Raw genomic sequence first — 16,123 nt, forward strand, 5'->3', positions numbered from 1 at the left:
GATACTTCATGGATAAAGACTAGGACTTACGCATTGACGGGATGGTAAAATAATGCATTGGAAAACGGTGTCGTCTACTTTCAAGGTATCGGACAATTAGAGAAATCAGCAAACCCTCGACAGCACAATGTAATTTGGAACATTACACCCTGTTCTTGCTATCGGAGCCAAAGCATGGAGGGTGCAGTCGATTGGCAGAAATCTTGGGAGATGTTTCACATGATAGTGTGAATAGGTTTTTGCTGAGAGAAAGATACGAGCCAAAAGATTTATTTGACATAGTAAAAGAGATAATCAATATAGAAGGAGGGATTTTAAGTGTTGATGATACAGTAATAGAAAAGCTGTACAGCAACCCAAAATACGCAGAATTAATTGGATATTTTTGGTCTGGTAAATATCATAAAACGATTAAAGGTTTAAATTTAATAACACTTTATTACAGCGATATTCGAGGCAATTGTGTTCCCATAAATTACAGGATATACGATAAGAAGGAGGGAAAAACCAAAAATGATTATTTCCAAGAGATGCTAATAGAAGTGACTGATTGGGGATTAAAGCCGCGAATAGTCACAGGGGATAGTTGGTACTCAGGAGTAGAAAATCTGAAATTTTTGAGAAACCAGAAATTAGGTTTTTTATTCGGAGTTGAAAAAAATAGAACAGTATCAAATGAGCCTGGAAAGTACTGTCAGGTAAGTACTTTAGAGATTTACGATGAAGGTTTGATAACTCATTTAAGAGAATTTGGATTTGTAAAGTTGTTTAGGAAAGTGTTTAAGAAAGAAGACTCTAGACACTACATATTTTATCAGCCTGATGACGAGAATCAGAAAGAAGTCTTACAACAAATAACTAGAACTGAATTTATCACTATTCATGACACACATTGGGGTATTGAAAGTTTCCATAGAGCAGTAAAACAGCTATGTGGCATTTGTAGGTTTATGGTTAGAGATAGCCACGCAATCAAAACACATATATTCTGCTCACTTCAAGCATTTGTTCGTTTAGAGAAAATGCGTTCTGAAAACATCATTGACAATTGGTATGAAGTACAAAGGAATCTATTCACAAAAGTTATTCGTGAATATGTTTTGGATAACTTGAATGCTAGTTGTGCCGCTTGAATACATAAACTAGCTTTCCTGTCAATGCGTAAGTCCTAAAGACTTTTATTTCCAATATGCAGCAGTCGAAGATAAACATTGGTGGTTTGTTGGTCGTCGGCGGATAATAGATCGAGTAATTCGTCAGTTAAAGTTGCCTAGTAATCCCCAAATATTGGAAGCAGGCTGTGGAACTGGTGGTAACTTAAAAATGTTATCCCGTCACGGGCAGGTTTCGGCGATGGAGTTGGAAACAACCGCTTGCGAGTTTGCCAATCAACGTCAAGTAACTTTGGTAAAACAAGGTAGCTTACCAAATGAAATTCCCTTCACCGCAGAATACGACTTGATTTTAATTTTGGATGTCATCGAACATTTAGATGATGATTTAGCTGCACTCGAAGCCCTAAAATCACGCTTAAAACCTGGTGGTTGGTTGTTAGTCACAGTTCCAGCGTACCAGTTTTTGTGGAGTCAGCATGATGAGATTAACCACCATAAACGCCGATACACATTAAAGCAATTAAGTCAAGTTACTCGTCAAGGGGGATATAAAATTAAATATTCCACATACTTCAACAGTTTCCTATTTCCCATCGTTGCTTTAGTCCGTCTGCTGCAAAAACTATTGAAAATTGAAAGCAAAGCCAGTATCAGCAACGATTTAAAACTTCCAAGTAAACCCATCAATCAACTTTTAGCGACTTTATTTGCTAGTGAACGTCATTTTATGGGACGTATTCGTTTACCATTTGGAGTGTCAGCCTTAGTGGTCGTGCAAAAAATCGCAGAGTAGAAGAGGAGTGGTGAATTGGTAATCTACTCAATCGTGATACCGATATATAACGAAGAAGAAAACATCCGTGAAATGTACCGTCGGATTGTAGAGGTGATGGAAAAATTAGAAGGAGAAACCGAAGTAATACTAGTGGATGACGGTAGTAGCGATCGCTCTCTCCATTTTATGCGGGAAATTCATCAACGCGATCGCCGAATCCGTTACATTAGCTTTGCCAGGAATTTTGGACATCAAATAGCCGTCACCGCAGGTTTAAACTTTGTCCGTGGTAAAGTCACCATAGTCATGGATGCCGACTTACAAGATCCACCCGAACTCATCTTAGACATGGTAGAGCAGTGGCGGCAAGGATATCAAGTCGTGTATGCACAGCGGATTTCGCGGAAAAAAGAAAACTGGTTCAAACGCTTCATGGCATACAGTTTTTACCGCATCCTCAGAATCTTAGCAGATGTTGATATCCCCGCCGACACCGGAGACTTCTGCTTAATGGACAAACAAGTCGTCGATGTACTTAATTCTATGCCAGAACGGAACCGTTACATACGTGGGTTAAGAGCCTGGGTAGGTTTTCGTCAAACTGCGGTACAATTTGAACGCGATCCCCGCTTTGCAGGCAAAGAAAAATACACCTTTGGAAAATCATTAGGACTAGCCATTAACGGCATAGTATCTTTATCAAAAATGCCCTTAAAATTGGCAACATACTTAGGAATTATATCAGCAACTGTCGCCATACTAATGATATTCATGGTATTGTATTGGCGCTTAATCGACTTAGCAACACCATTAATAGGTTACACATTAATTACCATCGCCTTATTCTTCCTCGGTTCAGTTCAACTACTTTGCTTAGGAATATTAGGAGAATATATTGGGCGAATATACGAAGAAGTAAAAGGTCGTCCAATTTACACAGTAAAAGAAATCAGTAACAGTGAATAAACCCGTTTAAATCTATTAAATAAAAAATCTGTGAACCCCCAAGAATTTGCCTTATTACTAATATCCGTCATGGCAAGCGTCACCGGACAACTATTTCTCAAACTTGGAGCCAACAAACTAGGCAAAGTCAACACCAGCAACATTTTCAATCAAATCGCAAGTATTATCACCACCCCCGAACTTCTATTCGGACTACTTTGTTACGGCTTTGGAGCGATCGCCTATATCCTACTACTAACCAGAGTCAAAATCAGCGTCGCCGGACCATCAGCCTCCCTAGTGTACGTCTTTTCAGTATTAATTGGTTACTTCATCTTCAAAGAAACAATCCCCTCAATCAGATACCTCGGATTAAGCTTAATCGTGTGTGGAGTCATCCTAGTAGTTTGGCAGAAATAGGTAGAAAACTTCCCCCTCTTCCTCCATATTTCTCTGCGCTACTCTGCGCTTAACTCCGCGCTACTCTGCGTTAAAAATCTTCCTCCTCTCTTCCTCCTCCTCATGTTCCAAATCCCCACCAAAAACCTCATATTCCCCACATTAATGTGGCTATCAAGCCGCATCCTCCTCATCCTAGTCATGCTAATTATCCTGCCAATAATTAGTAAAAACCCTGAACTTCAAAAATACGGATGGTGGGATGTCTTCTTCGCCTGGGATAGCATTTGGTACCATCAAATAGTTCATTCAGGTTACAACTACGGCTTAGACGGCAAACAATATTCCGTTGCTTTCTTCCCCTTATATCCCCTCACCATCAAAATTCTGATGTTACTGGGAATCCCCTTCCCGTGGGCAGCCCTACTAATCAACAACTTAGCATTCTTAGCAGCCCTCATAGTCCTATATCGTTGGGTAGACGAAAAATACGGCGAAAACGCCGCCCGTTGGGGGACAGCAGCCTTAGCATGGTGTCCCTATTCCATCTACGGGACAGTAATTTACACCGAAGGTTTATTCCTACTATTTAGCACATCTGCATTACGGGCATTTGAACGTCGAGAATATGGTTGGGTAACACTGTGGGGAACACTATCCACTGCCACCCGCATCACCGGAGTAGCATTGATCCCCGCCTTTTTACTCACATCATTAAAAGAGCGTCGTCCAATAAAAGCTTACATAGCCAGTTGTGCAGTAGCTGGAGGCTTATTACTTTACATTTTGTTTTGTTTCTTCAAATTTGGTGATGGCTTCGCCTTCCTCCAAGCCCAGCGAGGTTGGCGGACTTCAGTAGGGTTCGTAGGAGAGGGTTGGTTGCAATTACTGATGCAAATTTTCCTTGGGAGTGAGAATGTAGAACAGGGTAATATCAGAAACATTACGCATCCAATCATAGTCACCCTGATTTTAGTAGGTGTTGGCTTTATTTGGCGCTTTCACCAGCGATTAGGTGAAATCTGGACATGCTATGGATTTTATTTGTTTTGGTTTTGCTTGTGGTTACAAACACGGGCAACTCCCAGCAATAACATCTTTCTGGGTGAACCATTAGTCAAAATGACAATTATTTTTGGTGGTTTAGCGCTGTTGTGGTACTATCGCTCACAACTCCCCTTTTCTGCCATTGCCTATGGTTTTACTACCTATGGAATCATTTTGAATACTGGATTAGTATTGTCAGTGGAACGGTATACTTATGCGATCGCGCCTTTGTCTTTCGCACTGGGATTACTGCTTTCTCGTCATCCTCGGTGGGGATATCCAGCCATGGTATTCTTTGCCATATTGATGGTGTTATTTTCACTCCTATTTGCCCAGGATATGTGGCTAGCTTAAATATCCAACAACTCAGATTTATTGGAAAATAGCCACTTCTTTGTCCGGAGCGATCGCAATCTGACAAGATAGTTGTTATTGATATATTTCTTCCTGATTCTTGTATAAATTACACAAAATTCGATTATTCAATATTTTCGATGCCGCGAAGAAGTAATTCTATGTATGGGTGTAATATCTGTTACTCTATATTTAATTTTTGAAATTAATTTATTAAATTAATTTTTGTGATTACTCAGAACAATCGCCCAGTTATTTTCGGAGGAATTTTGAATAACTCTATTAAAGCGTTTTATTAAAAACGCCAATATAACCAAAATAATTTAGGGTGAAGGAGCTATGGTGTGAACGTCAAAGAAATTTTTAGATTACCAAAATTTGTCTTTTTTGGACTAGCTGCTTTAGCAGTAACTTTAACTGCCGGAATGGCAATACCAATTCAGCAAAATATTTCCAATATCCTCTTCCAGCAAACTGTAGTTGCCAGTGATTTAGCAATTCCAGCCACTGCAACTAAGCGCATCACAGATCTGAAAAAAGAAATGATGGACAGTTGGCAACAAGAAGCCAAGCAAAAAGGTGTTTATCAAGAAATACCCAAACGCTACCAAGGAGTCACCCTCAATGCAGTCAAGCCAAATCAAAAAGATAAAATAGTAGCTTTGACATTTGATGATGGTCCTTGGCCCAAGTATACAGAACAAATATTAGATATTCTCAAAAAAAATAACGTCAAAGGAACGTTTTTTGTGATTGGGAACAACATGAAAAACTTTCCCGAAATCGGCAAACGTATTGTCACCGATGGTCATACAATCGCCAACCATACCTGGCATCATTGGTATCATCGTCTGAGTCCTAAAGCTGCCGCTTATGAAATAGACGCTACAGAAGCAATTATTTATAAAACCACTGGAGTGAGAACAAATCTTTTCCGTCCACCCGGAGGTGTTTTAGGTAATGGTCCTGCTGCCTATGCAAGGAGTAAAAAGTACTCAGTAATTATGTGGTCAGCAGATTCCCACGACTACAAACGCCCACCCGCAGCCCGTTTAGTTGGTAACGTCATGCGCGATTCAAAGCCAGGTGGTATTGTGTTGATGCATGATGGCGGTGGTGTCCGTGATAGTACAGTTAAAGCATTACCAGCAATGATTGAGAAATTTCGGAACTCAGGTTATCGTTTTGTCACGATGCCAGAAATGTTGGAAATGGAAGATAAACAATTGCAAATAGTAGCGAAAAAATAGTCAGAATAAGGGACTTCCAATTTAAAAAATCCTCATGTGATGCGGGCTTCTAGCCTGTTCCACCAATGCATCTATTGGAAAATTATTTTGTTGGAATTCCCTAAATAAATTCGCTGTATTAAAAGCCTAGTTTCGATCAGGAACTGGCTTTTTTTATTGCTTATAACAATTTGAAAAAACAATGCGACAGATATAGCAGTGGACATCTCGGTTAGGACATACTATTTGTCTAAAAGGGAACAGTTAAAATATAGATGTCCTAATCAAAAAGGGTACAGCCATATAGGGCTTGCTGGATAACTATAAAACACTTACTTATCAATGCTTTCAGGATTTTTTATCCTGCGAAAGTGCAAGGAAATAAGGGTTTGAGGTTTCAAAAACTTGCATTCAGATTTATTGGACTATAAAAAAACGGAAAAAATAAAGGTAAAACTGTTCCCTGTTCCCTGCACTCACTAGAAGACTTTTACAGCTAACGCTGCGCTACGCGTTTCTTGGATGCCCGAAAGGGCTATACAGCAGACCCCAAATATAAGTTACCAGTGAACAATAAGTATTTTATCTACCTATTTTCAGGAACGATTATTCAAAGCCATAATGAAACTAACAACTAGGTTTTGATCTAAACCTTTGTTAATTTAATTAGTTATTTTCAGGATAATTAACGACTAACTTGGTATCTAATATTTAAATAAACTGTGCTATGAAGCACCGTCAGGAGCATGACTGGTGGTTGGATTTGTGAAGGAGCCATGAAGTGGAACAGAATAAGTCGTTTGGTTGGTCGCAAGGCATTTTATTTGCTTTGCTAGGTTTAGCGGGTTGTCTGAGTTTAGCTTTAATACTGCCAATTACTCAAAGTATCCCAAATGGTAAATCCAAGCAAAATAATCTTGATGTCAAAGATACTACCCTAACCCTTGGGAATCAGGAACGGGTAGAAACTATTAAGACAACGATGCTCAATACTTGGGAAATTGAGGCTAGGGCAAGAGGTCTTGCTTACGTATTACCAGCAAGGTTTCAAGGTGTAACTCTAAGTGAAGCAAAGTTAATTAAAGGAGAGAAAGTAATTGCCCTCACCTTTGATGATGGTCCAAGGAAAGGCTCTACTGAGCAAATTTTAGATATTCTCAAACAGAATAACATTAAGGGGACTTTCTTTGTTCTGGGGCAAATGCTGCAAGAGTATCCCGATTTAGGTAAACGGGTAGTTGCAGAAGGTCATGCGATCGCCAATCATACATGGCATCATTGGTATCAACACATGAGTCCTCAAGTTGCAGCGAATGAAATTGATCGCACTACAGATTTAATCTATAAAACTACTGGTGTTAAAACAAACATGTTCCGTCCACCAGGTGGAATTATGCATAACGGAGTTGCAGATTATGCAAGAAATCGTAAATATGGAATTATTCTTTGGTCATCTGATTCCAACGATTATAGCCGTCCTCCCGTACCTCGATTGGTTAGTAATGTCATGCGGGAAGCCAGACCTGGCGGTATTGTTTTAATGCATGATGGTGGTGGGAATCGTTCTAATACAGTGGCTGCTTTACCGGAAATTATTAGCAATTTTAGAAACCAAGGTTATAAATTTGTCACTATTCCTGAACTTTTAGAAATTGAAGATAAGGAACAGAAGACAATTACTGCTAAAAAATAATCTTGATATTAAAAAGCATAATAAGCTCTTTTTTCATATCTGGTGGTGGAGACGTTAAATTTAACGTCTCCATTTTTTTGAGATGCTATGGATAATACCAATTTGAAAAAACAATGCGAAAGATAGATATTTGTAGAGACGTAGCACTGCTACGTCTCTACTGTTTGATGTGTTGCAATCATTATTTGAATTGGTATAAACTTCGTCGATGATGAAACCCGAAATTTTTTAGCGTTTCAAATGCGTCATTGCGACGCAAGGTAGCAATTTCAAGGTCTTTATAAAAAACTAGAATTGTCAAGATAAGCTGTTACGCGCCTAATTTGTATATCTAAAGCGGGCAAGATGCCCGCACCACAAAGCTTATAGTTTTTTAATTTATAGGATTTAGCTGCTACCCAGCTTAGATGAGGTTTAACTCCGTAATCTCTAACTACGTACTGTATAAATAATAATAGTTGCCAATTCTAGAATGATATGACTGATAAAATTTGGATTATCACCGAGGAAATAGCCGAAACATCTACTACTACCAGTGGTTCTAGAAGTGGTGGTGATATTGGTGGAAGAATTGGTGGGGAAATTACGAAAGTAACTGAAGTTGTTGTTACCAAAAGAAAAATGCTTGAGGTAGCAAAACTCAAAGAGGAAATGTCAGGGTTTTTGCAAGCGATGCGGGAAGTGCTTGATGAAGCTGAACAACCTGATTCTAAAATGCAGTTGAATGAGGTTGAGTTATTGGTGGAAATCAACGGAGAAGGGCAAATTAGCCTGTTGGGATTTGGTGGTGGAAAAGCAGGGGGCAAAGGTGCTATGACTTTTAAATTTAAACGCAAAGGTTAAATTTACTGTAGGAATTTGATATGAAGTTGCAGAATAAAGAACCCCACCCTAACCCTCCCCGCTAGCGAGGCTACGGTGTATACACATCTCTGTACAAAATCAAAATCGTCGTAGATCCCCCTAAATCCCCCTTAAAAAGGGGGACTTTGAGAGACGTTTGCCCCCTTTTTAAGGGGGTTGGAGGATCAAAAAGCCTGGTAGGCAACTCTAAAAGACTTGTGTGTACACCGTAGGCTAGCGAGGAGGGAACATGATTCTATAGCGTTTCTCGGTTGTATCCAATACACCGACCTAACCCCCAACCCCTTCCCTGCAAGGGAAGGGGAGCAAGATCAACGTATTTCACTCATCTGAAAACCGCTATATTCCCCTCCCCGCCAGCGGGGTAGGGGGTGGGGTAAAATTCTATACAGCTAGCCTTTCTGGTAAGCTTTGCTAACACAAAGAATTGATCTAAACGAGAAGAATAGGCATTTTGAAGATGGGGAAAAATTGGGCGATCGCAATCGGAATTAACAACTACGATAATTTACAATCTCTCAAATATGCCCAGCGTGATGCTGAAGTTATGGCTGCTTGGTTTGGAGAGGAAGCGAAGTTTGACCAAATTTTTCTCTTTACAGAAAATTCTCCCCCAATTCCTGCAAATCCACCCATAGTTACACAACCTACTAATGCTCGCTTTCGGCGATTTTTGAATGTTCAGTTTGAAACACCTTTGCTGAATCCAGAGGATAATCTCTGGTTTTTCTTTGCTGGGCATGGAAAACGGTACAATGACCAAGACTATTTAATGTTTCCCGATAGTGACCCGACAGATAGCACAACGGCTATTTCTGTGGATTATATCACTCAGCGATTGCGACGTTGTGGTGCTGATAATGTGGTGTTGTTGTTGGATGCTTGTCGGGATGAAGGTAGTCGGGGAGGATTGGGAATTGGTGAGGAGAAACATCAAGGGGTAATTACGTTTTATTCCTGTAATGCGAATCAACAATCTTGGGAAATTGATGAATTACAGCATGGTGCATTTACCCATACGTTACTGGAAGGATTGCGGTTACAGGGAGAATTTAGTTGCGCGACAGTTGAACGATTAGACCAATATTTGCGCTACAACGTCCCAAAAATTAATTCTAGTTATAAAAAGCCAATACAAAACCCTTATTTAAAGGCAGAACCACCTTACAAAATGTATTTTATCTTGTTGAAGCAAGCTGCCAGACTTCAGGATGTGATTTTATTGAAGTACCAAGCATCTCAAGCTGAAAACAAGGGTGATTTATCTTTAGCCAAGCAATTGTGGAAAAGGGTTGTTGCTGCTGTTGGTTATGATTTAGAAGCATTTGAAGCAATTGAAAGAATTGCTGTAAGGATTAGTAGTGGGCAAGATGTTCTTAGAAATTCTAGCGGGCAAGATACCCGCACCACAACTAATATCCAGACAGTAACCTCTTCAAGAGGAGATAATCAAAATTCTCCCCCTTCCCTGAGATGGAAGGGGGTTGGGGGATTAGCTTCTTTCCAGTTTGATGTGGTGACGGTAAATCAACAAGGAAAGGAAGTTAACCGAGAAAAACGCGAAGCTGAGTATTTTCGTGAAGATTTGGGCAATGGTATCAACTTGGATATGGTTTATATCCCTGCTGGTAGCTTCATGATGGGTACCGAAGATGCAGAAATAGAGAGACTTGTTAAAAAATTTAATTGGGATGGTTATAGGAGAGAAAAACCACAGCATCAAGTCACTGTTCCTGCTTTCTGTATGGGTAAATACCCAATTACTCAAGCCCAATGGAAAGCTGTTGCAGCACTACCCCAAATTAACCGCAAACTGAAAGCAGAACCATCTAGCTTTAAAGGCGATAACCGACCTGTAGAACAAGTATCTTGGTACGATGCGGTGGAATTTTGTGAACGATTATACAAAAAAACAGGCAAAGAATACCGTCTTCCCAGCGAAGCCGAATGGGAATATGCTTGTCGGGCTGGAACTACGACACCCTTCCACTTTGGCGAAACCATTACTAGCAAGTTAGGGAATTACGATGCTAGGAATACCTTTGCAGAACAAGCTAAAGGAGAATATCGCCAACAAACTACCCCTGTCGGGCAGTTTTCAGCGAATGCTTTTGGTTTATACGATATGCACGGCAATGTGTGGGAATGGTGTTTGGATGATTGTCACATTAATTATACGGGAGCGCCAAAAGATGGTACTCCTTGGTTTGACAATGAAAATAATAATCTTTCTGAAAAAACGGGTAATCCGGTGCTGCGCGGCGGTTCCTGGTACAACGATCCTGGTTTCTGCCGTTCTGCGTACCGTTACTTCAGCTCTTCGCGCGACTATATCTTCAACAATTTTGGTTTTCGTGTTGTTTGTGGGTTCGGGAGGACTCTCTAGTAGCCCTTTATACTTTTCCCCTTTTCCCCTCTGCTCTTTTATTTTTTACCCTTCTAAAGCGTAACGGAGTGGAGCGATCTAAAATTTTTGTGAAATAATAAGCTAACTCAATAAACTGGGTTTCCACTTGTAGAACTAGCCCTTTCAAGCTGCTAATTAAAAAAGCTTGATTTTACGTTGTTTAAAACTTTTCGTTTAGCCGAGAAACCCGGTTTCTCTCGACTAAATACAAAAATCTTTCGTATTCTAACTGAAGAAACCGGGTTTCGGTCGTTAGTCGCTGCCCACCTTGAAAGGGGTATTCCTAATCATCATAAAACAGGAGGGGCAAACGCCGTACTCCGAAACGGAGAAGCAAGCTATACCCCTACCAGATTGATCGGTTTACTGATAACTGACAACTGTTTAATATACAGAAGTTGGTTCTTTTTCAGTTTGAGATTTGGCTTCTGGACTATCTGCTTCCGAAGGTGGAACCAATTGCCAGAATTTAGGTAGGTATTCTTGCCAGTTGGCGAGGATGATTTTCGCCTTTGGTGAATTTGTGCGATCGCTATGTGCTTGAATCAGGTCACGGAGTTGTTTTTCTCCGGCAGAGGATTTAAGTTTTTGGATTTTGACGATTTCTGGGTTGACTAGTTCGGGGAAGTTCCCAACTTCATCCAGGAAGTAAGCAATTCCTCCTGTCATTCCAGCCCCAACGTTACGTCCCACTGCACCCAAGACGACGATGGTACCACCTGTCATGTATTCACAACAGTGGTCGCCTGCACCTTCAATTACGGCTGTGGCTTTGGAGTTACGTACGGCAAAGCGTTCTCCTGCTAACCCATTGGCGAACAAGAATCCACCTGTTGCCCCGTAAAGGCAGGTATTGCCAATTATCACATTTTGTGCTGGGTCATAGTTGACATTTACTGGCGGTTTGATGATGATTTCACCACCATTCATCCCTTTACCCACATAGTCGTTTGCTTCCCCTGCCAATACTAGGGTCATTCCTGGTAAGTTAAAGGCACCAAAGCTTTGTCCAGCGCTACCTTGGAAGTTCAGGTTGATGTGTCCAGCAAAGCCATCATCGCCGTATTTGACGGCAATTTGACCTGCTAATCTCGCACCAACTGTACGATCGGTGTTGACGACTTTAAAGGTTTTATTGATGTTGGTTTGATTGCTGATGGCAGCTTGAATATCTGCATCAGCGAGGATTTGGTCATCTAGAACTGCACCGTTGCTGTGGACTTCTTCATGCACTAACCAACTGCGATTTTCTTTGGTGTCGGGTAACTGCAAGAGGCAATCTAGATTCAAAGCTTGGGTTTTGGTGAGCTTGACACCTGTACGGGTGGTTAAGATGTCGGCACGTCCCACGATTTCGGCGATGGAACGATAACCCAATTTAGCCAGGAGACTGCGGACTTCTTCGGCGATGAACATGAAGAAGTTCACTACATTTTCCGGCATTCCGCTAAAGCGTTTGCGAAGTTCTTCCTTCTGGGAAGCGACTCCCACAGGACAGTTGTTGGTGTGGCAAATCCGCGCCATGATGCAGCCTTCAGCAATCATGGCGATGGAACCAAAGCCAAATTCCTCTGCCCCCATCAATGCACCAACTAGGACATCCCAGCCACTCTTTAAGCCGCCATCCACTCGCAGAATCACGCGATCGCGTAAACTGTTCTGCATCAGTACCCGGTGAACTTCACTTAATCCCAGTTCCCACGGTGAGCCTGCGTGTTTAATAGAACTCAGTGGTGATGCGCCTGTACCACCGTCATGTCCAGAGATTTGGATGATGTCGGCGTTTGCTTTGGCAACACCAGCGGCGATGGTGCCGATGCCAATTTCTGCCACCAACTTCACGGAAACCTGGGCTTTGGGGTTGATTTGGTGTAAATCAAAGATCAATTGTGCTAAATCTTCAATTGAGTAAATGTCATGGTGGGGTGGTGGTGAAATTAGGGTGACACCGGGTTTAGAACGGCGTAACATGGCGATGTAAGGACTAACTTTTGCACCTGGTAGTTGTCCACCTTCTCCTGGTTTTGCACCTTGGGCAATCTTGATTTCGATTTGTTTGGCACTCATCAAGTATTCTGGTGTGACACCGAATCTACCTGATGCTACTTGCTTGATGCTGCTAGCTGCCCTGTCGCCGTTTTTCAAGCCTTTGAGGTGGGGTAATGTGGGGGAAAGCCCTTCGATTACGTCATCTAAGACTTTGTAGCGAACAGGATCTTCTCCACCTTCTCCAGAGTTGGATTTACCACCGATGCGGTTCATGGCAATAGCAAGGGTTTCGTGTGCTTCCCGTGATAATGCACCTAAGGACATTCCCCCGGTGCAGAAGCGCTGCACGATATCTGCTACTGATTCTACTTCTTCAATTTCAATCGGTGCGCGATCGCTTTGGAAGTCTAATAAATCTCGCAGTGCTGTTACAGGGCGATCGCGCAGATGTTTCTTGTAGACTTCATAATGGTCATACTGCTTGCCATTAACTGCTTTGTGTAATGCCTTGGCAAGTTCCGGGCTATTCATGTGGTACTCACCACCAGGACGGTAGTTGAAGAAGCCTAAATTTTCCAACTTCTTCAAACTGAGTTCCGGGAAGGCTTTGGCATGGAAGGAAAGAACTTCCTGTGCCAAATCCCCCAAACTGATACCACCGATGCGGGAGGTGGTTCCTCGGAAACCTAATTCTAATAAATCTCCACCAATGCCAATTGCTTCAAATATTTGTGCCCCTTGGTAACTGGCAAGGAGGGAGATGCCCATTTTCGAGAGAATCTTGAATAATCCAGATTCTACAGCTTTGCGATAGTTTCCTAGGGCTTGGATTTCACTAAGGGGATTAATTTTACCCCGTTGCATAAACTGTTGGGTTTTAGGATCTGCCCACCAATCCCGTACAGTTGCCAATGCCATGTACGGACATACTGCGGTGGCACCGTAGCCAATTAAACATGCAAAGTGGTGTGTACTCCAACATTGTGCCGTCTTCACAACCAGTGATGCTTGGGTTCTCAAACCAGCTTTAATCAGGTGGTGATGCACTGCACCAATGGCGAGGAGGGGGGGAATGTAACTATATTCGGTACTGATACCTGTGTCACTACTGTCACTCAAGATGATAATATTTGCCCCATCTTGAACAGCGGCAACGGCTTTTGCTTGGAGTTCTTTAACAGCGGTTTCTAAGCCATCTGGACCAAGTGCTAGGGCAAACAGTGTGGAAAGCTCTATAGTCTTAAAGCTGGAGGCTTGGATTGCTGCTAGTTCAGCCTCCATCAATACTGGTGACTCTAGCTTAATGCGGCGGGCATATTCTGCCTTAGGTTCTAATAAGTTCCCCTTGGCACCCAGTTCCATCTTCAAAGACATCACCAAGTTTTCCCGCAATGGATCAATTGCTGGGTTGGTAACTTGGGCAAATCGCTGTTTGAAGTAGTCATACAACAGGTGGGGTTTTTCCGAAAGTACCGCTAGGGGGATATCATCTCCCATACAGAAGGTGGGTTCTTTCCCATCCTGTGCCATCGGTTCCACAATCATGTCCACGTCTTCGGTAGTATAACCAAAGGCGATTTGCTGTTGGAGGAGTGCTTTTCTATCTATGGGGTTGGCAGAATCTGTTTTGTAACCATTCCCATTACTATTGCCATTACTATAATGTCCGTTTCCATTCCCATTTGTCGTGGATTGGCTTGCCACCAAACTATTCAAATCTTCGCGGTTTTGGCTCAACCATTCCCCATAGGGATGCTGTTTGGCAATTCGCTGTTTAATTTCCCAATTTTTGAGAATTTCACAGGTTTCCAAATCCACAGCAATCATTTGTCCTGGTCCCAATCGACCTTTTTCAATAATATCCTCGTCTGGAAACTCCACTACGCCTGCTTCCGATGCCACCACAATATAATCATCTTTGGTGATACAGTAACGAGCAGGTCTTAAGCCATTCCGATCTAAGGTTGCCCCCACGGTACGTCCATCACCAAATACCAGTAATGCTGGACCATCCCAAGATTCTTGTAAACCGCTGTAGTATTCGTAAAAATCCGTAATTTCTGGATAATCATGTAAGGAAGGTTGGTTTCGGTATGCTTCCGGCACCATAATCATCAATGCTTCTAAGGGGCTACGTCCTGAACGTACCAACACCTCAAACACGTTATCTAATGTTGCTGAATCACTATTATCTAACTGTACAAATGGCTTCAGTTCGGCAAAACGTCCTTCCCAAATGGGATGATCTAAACTGGCTTCCCGTGCCATCATCCAGTTGATATTACCCAATAGGGTATTAATTTCACCGTTATGTCCCAGTAAACGCATTGGTTGCGCCAGGGGCCATTTGGGCATGGTGTTGGTGCTAAAACGCCGATGATACACTGCAAAGGAGCTAGTGTAGGCAGGGTTTTTCAAATCAGTATAGAAATCACCTAAAACTGCCGAACGTACCATCCCTTTATAAATAATTGTCCGGCTAGATAGGGATGCTACATAAAATTCATCGGAAGTGTTTTTTACTGCTTTAAATAAACGGCGGCGAAAAATATAAAGTTGACGTTCTAAATCATCACCAAGTTTATCTTCTGATACTAAAATTGCCTGCTCAATTTTTGGCAAATTATCTTTTGCTTGCACACCAAGTAAATCTGGTTGCACTGGAACTTCTCGCCAGCCCAGTACCTTTAATTTCTCTTCGCCAGCTACTTGTGCAAATATGTTACGAACTTGTTGCGCTATTTGCTGGTCTTGGGGTAAAAATAGCATTGCTACTGCCATCTTTTCGGTAGTAGGAATTTCCACTCCATTTGCTGCTAATTCTTGTTGGAACAGTTGCCAGGGGATCGCCGTCAAAATACCTGCGCCGTCCCCAGAATCGCGGTCAGCGCTACAACCTCCACGGTGTTCTAAACAGGTTAAAGCTGCTAGGGCTTTAGTGATGATTTCGTGACTTCCACGATTTTGACGTTGGGCAATAAAGCCCACACCACAAGCATCACGTTCTTCCACTAGCCAACGTTGTCCTTGGTAATTGCACCTTATGGAGGAATCAGAATTTGCTACTTCGACTTGGTTTTCTGATTGGTTATTCATAGACTGTCCCTGACATTAATTCCTGTGTCTTTACTACTAATCGGATCAAAAGTTTTCTTAAAAAATAACGATGGAGAAAGCAAACTATCACCAAAATTTAGGGAAAAAAATCCTAACTCCAGGTGTTTTAATTTAATGCACCCGTGTTAAAATCATACCGTTATTTTTTTGGGTTTTTGCTGAGTTCGGGAAACTACCTTAGTTCGCGCA

General features: G+C 41.8%; 10 protein-coding genes. 9 read left to right on the top strand and 1 reads right to left on the bottom strand.

Annotation, left to right across the window (positions count from 1 at the left end; all coding sequences use genetic code 11):
- Positions 1–155: 155 nt before the first annotated feature.
- From CAL6303_RS07225 to CAL6303_RS07265, 9 genes are all read left to right on the top strand, one after another.
- Positions 156–1,133: a transposase gene (locus CAL6303_RS07225; RefSeq protein ID WP_083866358.1), complete on the top strand. Its 978-nt coding sequence runs from the start codon at positions 156–158 to the stop codon at positions 1,131–1,133.
- Between the two features lie 106 nt (positions 1,134–1,239).
- Positions 1,240–1,908: a class I SAM-dependent methyltransferase gene (locus tag CAL6303_RS07230; protein ID WP_255348461.1), complete on the top strand. Its 669-nt coding sequence runs from the start codon at positions 1,240–1,242 to the stop codon at positions 1,906–1,908.
- 15 nt (positions 1,909–1,923) lie between these two features.
- Positions 1,924–2,856: a glycosyltransferase family 2 protein gene (locus CAL6303_RS07235; RefSeq protein WP_015197192.1), complete on the top strand. Its 933-nt coding sequence runs from the start codon at positions 1,924–1,926 to the stop codon at positions 2,854–2,856.
- Positions 2,857–2,886: 30 nt separating this feature from the next.
- Positions 2,887–3,255 carry an EamA family transporter gene (locus tag CAL6303_RS07240; protein ID WP_015197193.1) on the top strand — a complete coding sequence of 123 codons (369 nt, stop codon included), beginning with the start codon at positions 2,887–2,889 and terminating at the stop codon, positions 3,253–3,255.
- 102 nt (positions 3,256–3,357) lie between these two features.
- On the top strand, positions 3,358–4,635 hold the full coding sequence (locus tag CAL6303_RS07245) for a membrane protein (RefSeq protein ID WP_041739205.1): 1,278 nt from the start codon (positions 3,358–3,360) through the stop codon (positions 4,633–4,635).
- Positions 4,636–4,979: 344 nt separating this feature from the next.
- Positions 4,980–5,885, top strand: coding sequence for a polysaccharide deacetylase family protein (locus CAL6303_RS07250; protein WP_015197195.1), 906 nt, complete (start codon positions 4,980–4,982; stop codon positions 5,883–5,885).
- Positions 5,886–6,645: 760 nt separating this feature from the next.
- A complete protein-coding gene (locus CAL6303_RS07255; protein WP_015197196.1) occupies positions 6,646–7,557 on the top strand; it encodes a polysaccharide deacetylase family protein in 912 nt (303 codons plus the stop codon).
- A 477-nt stretch (positions 7,558–8,034) separates the two neighbouring features.
- Complete coding sequence (locus CAL6303_RS07260) at positions 8,035–8,400, top strand: hypothetical protein (protein ID WP_015197197.1); 366 nt, start codon at positions 8,035–8,037, stop codon at positions 8,398–8,400.
- A 481-nt stretch (positions 8,401–8,881) separates the two neighbouring features.
- A complete protein-coding gene (locus CAL6303_RS07265; RefSeq protein ID WP_015197198.1) occupies positions 8,882–10,807 on the top strand; it encodes an SUMF1/EgtB/PvdO family nonheme iron enzyme in 1,926 nt (641 codons plus the stop codon).
- A 405-nt stretch (positions 10,808–11,212) separates the two neighbouring features.
- On the opposite strand, the gene gltB is transcribed toward CAL6303_RS07265, so the two are convergent.
- Positions 11,213–15,913, bottom strand: coding sequence for a glutamate synthase large subunit (gltB, locus tag CAL6303_RS07270; RefSeq protein WP_015197199.1), 4,701 nt, complete (start codon positions 15,911–15,913; stop codon positions 11,213–11,215).
- Positions 15,914–16,123: the final 210 nt, after the last annotated feature.

The sequence above is a fragment of the Calothrix sp. PCC 6303 genome, from assembly GCF_000317435.1.
In the GTDB taxonomy this organism is placed as follows: domain Bacteria; phylum Cyanobacteriota; class Cyanobacteriia; order Cyanobacteriales; family Nostocaceae; genus PCC-6303.

Bases quoted from the DNA above. Each gene is read 5' to 3' on its own strand.
- CAL6303_RS07260 (WP_015197197.1), top strand. From the start codon at position 8,035: ATGACTGATAAAATTTGGATTATCACCGAGGAAATAGCCGAAACATCT.
- CAL6303_RS07245 (WP_041739205.1), top strand. From the start codon at position 3,358: ATGTTCCAAATCCCCACCAAAAACCTCATATTCCCCACATTAATGTGG.
- CAL6303_RS07265 (WP_015197198.1), top strand. From the start codon at position 8,882: ATGGGGAAAAATTGGGCGATCGCAATCGGAATTAACAACTACGATAAT.
- gltB (WP_015197199.1), bottom strand. From the start codon at position 15,913: ATGAATAACCAATCAGAAAACCAAGTCGAAGTAGCAAATTCTGATTCC.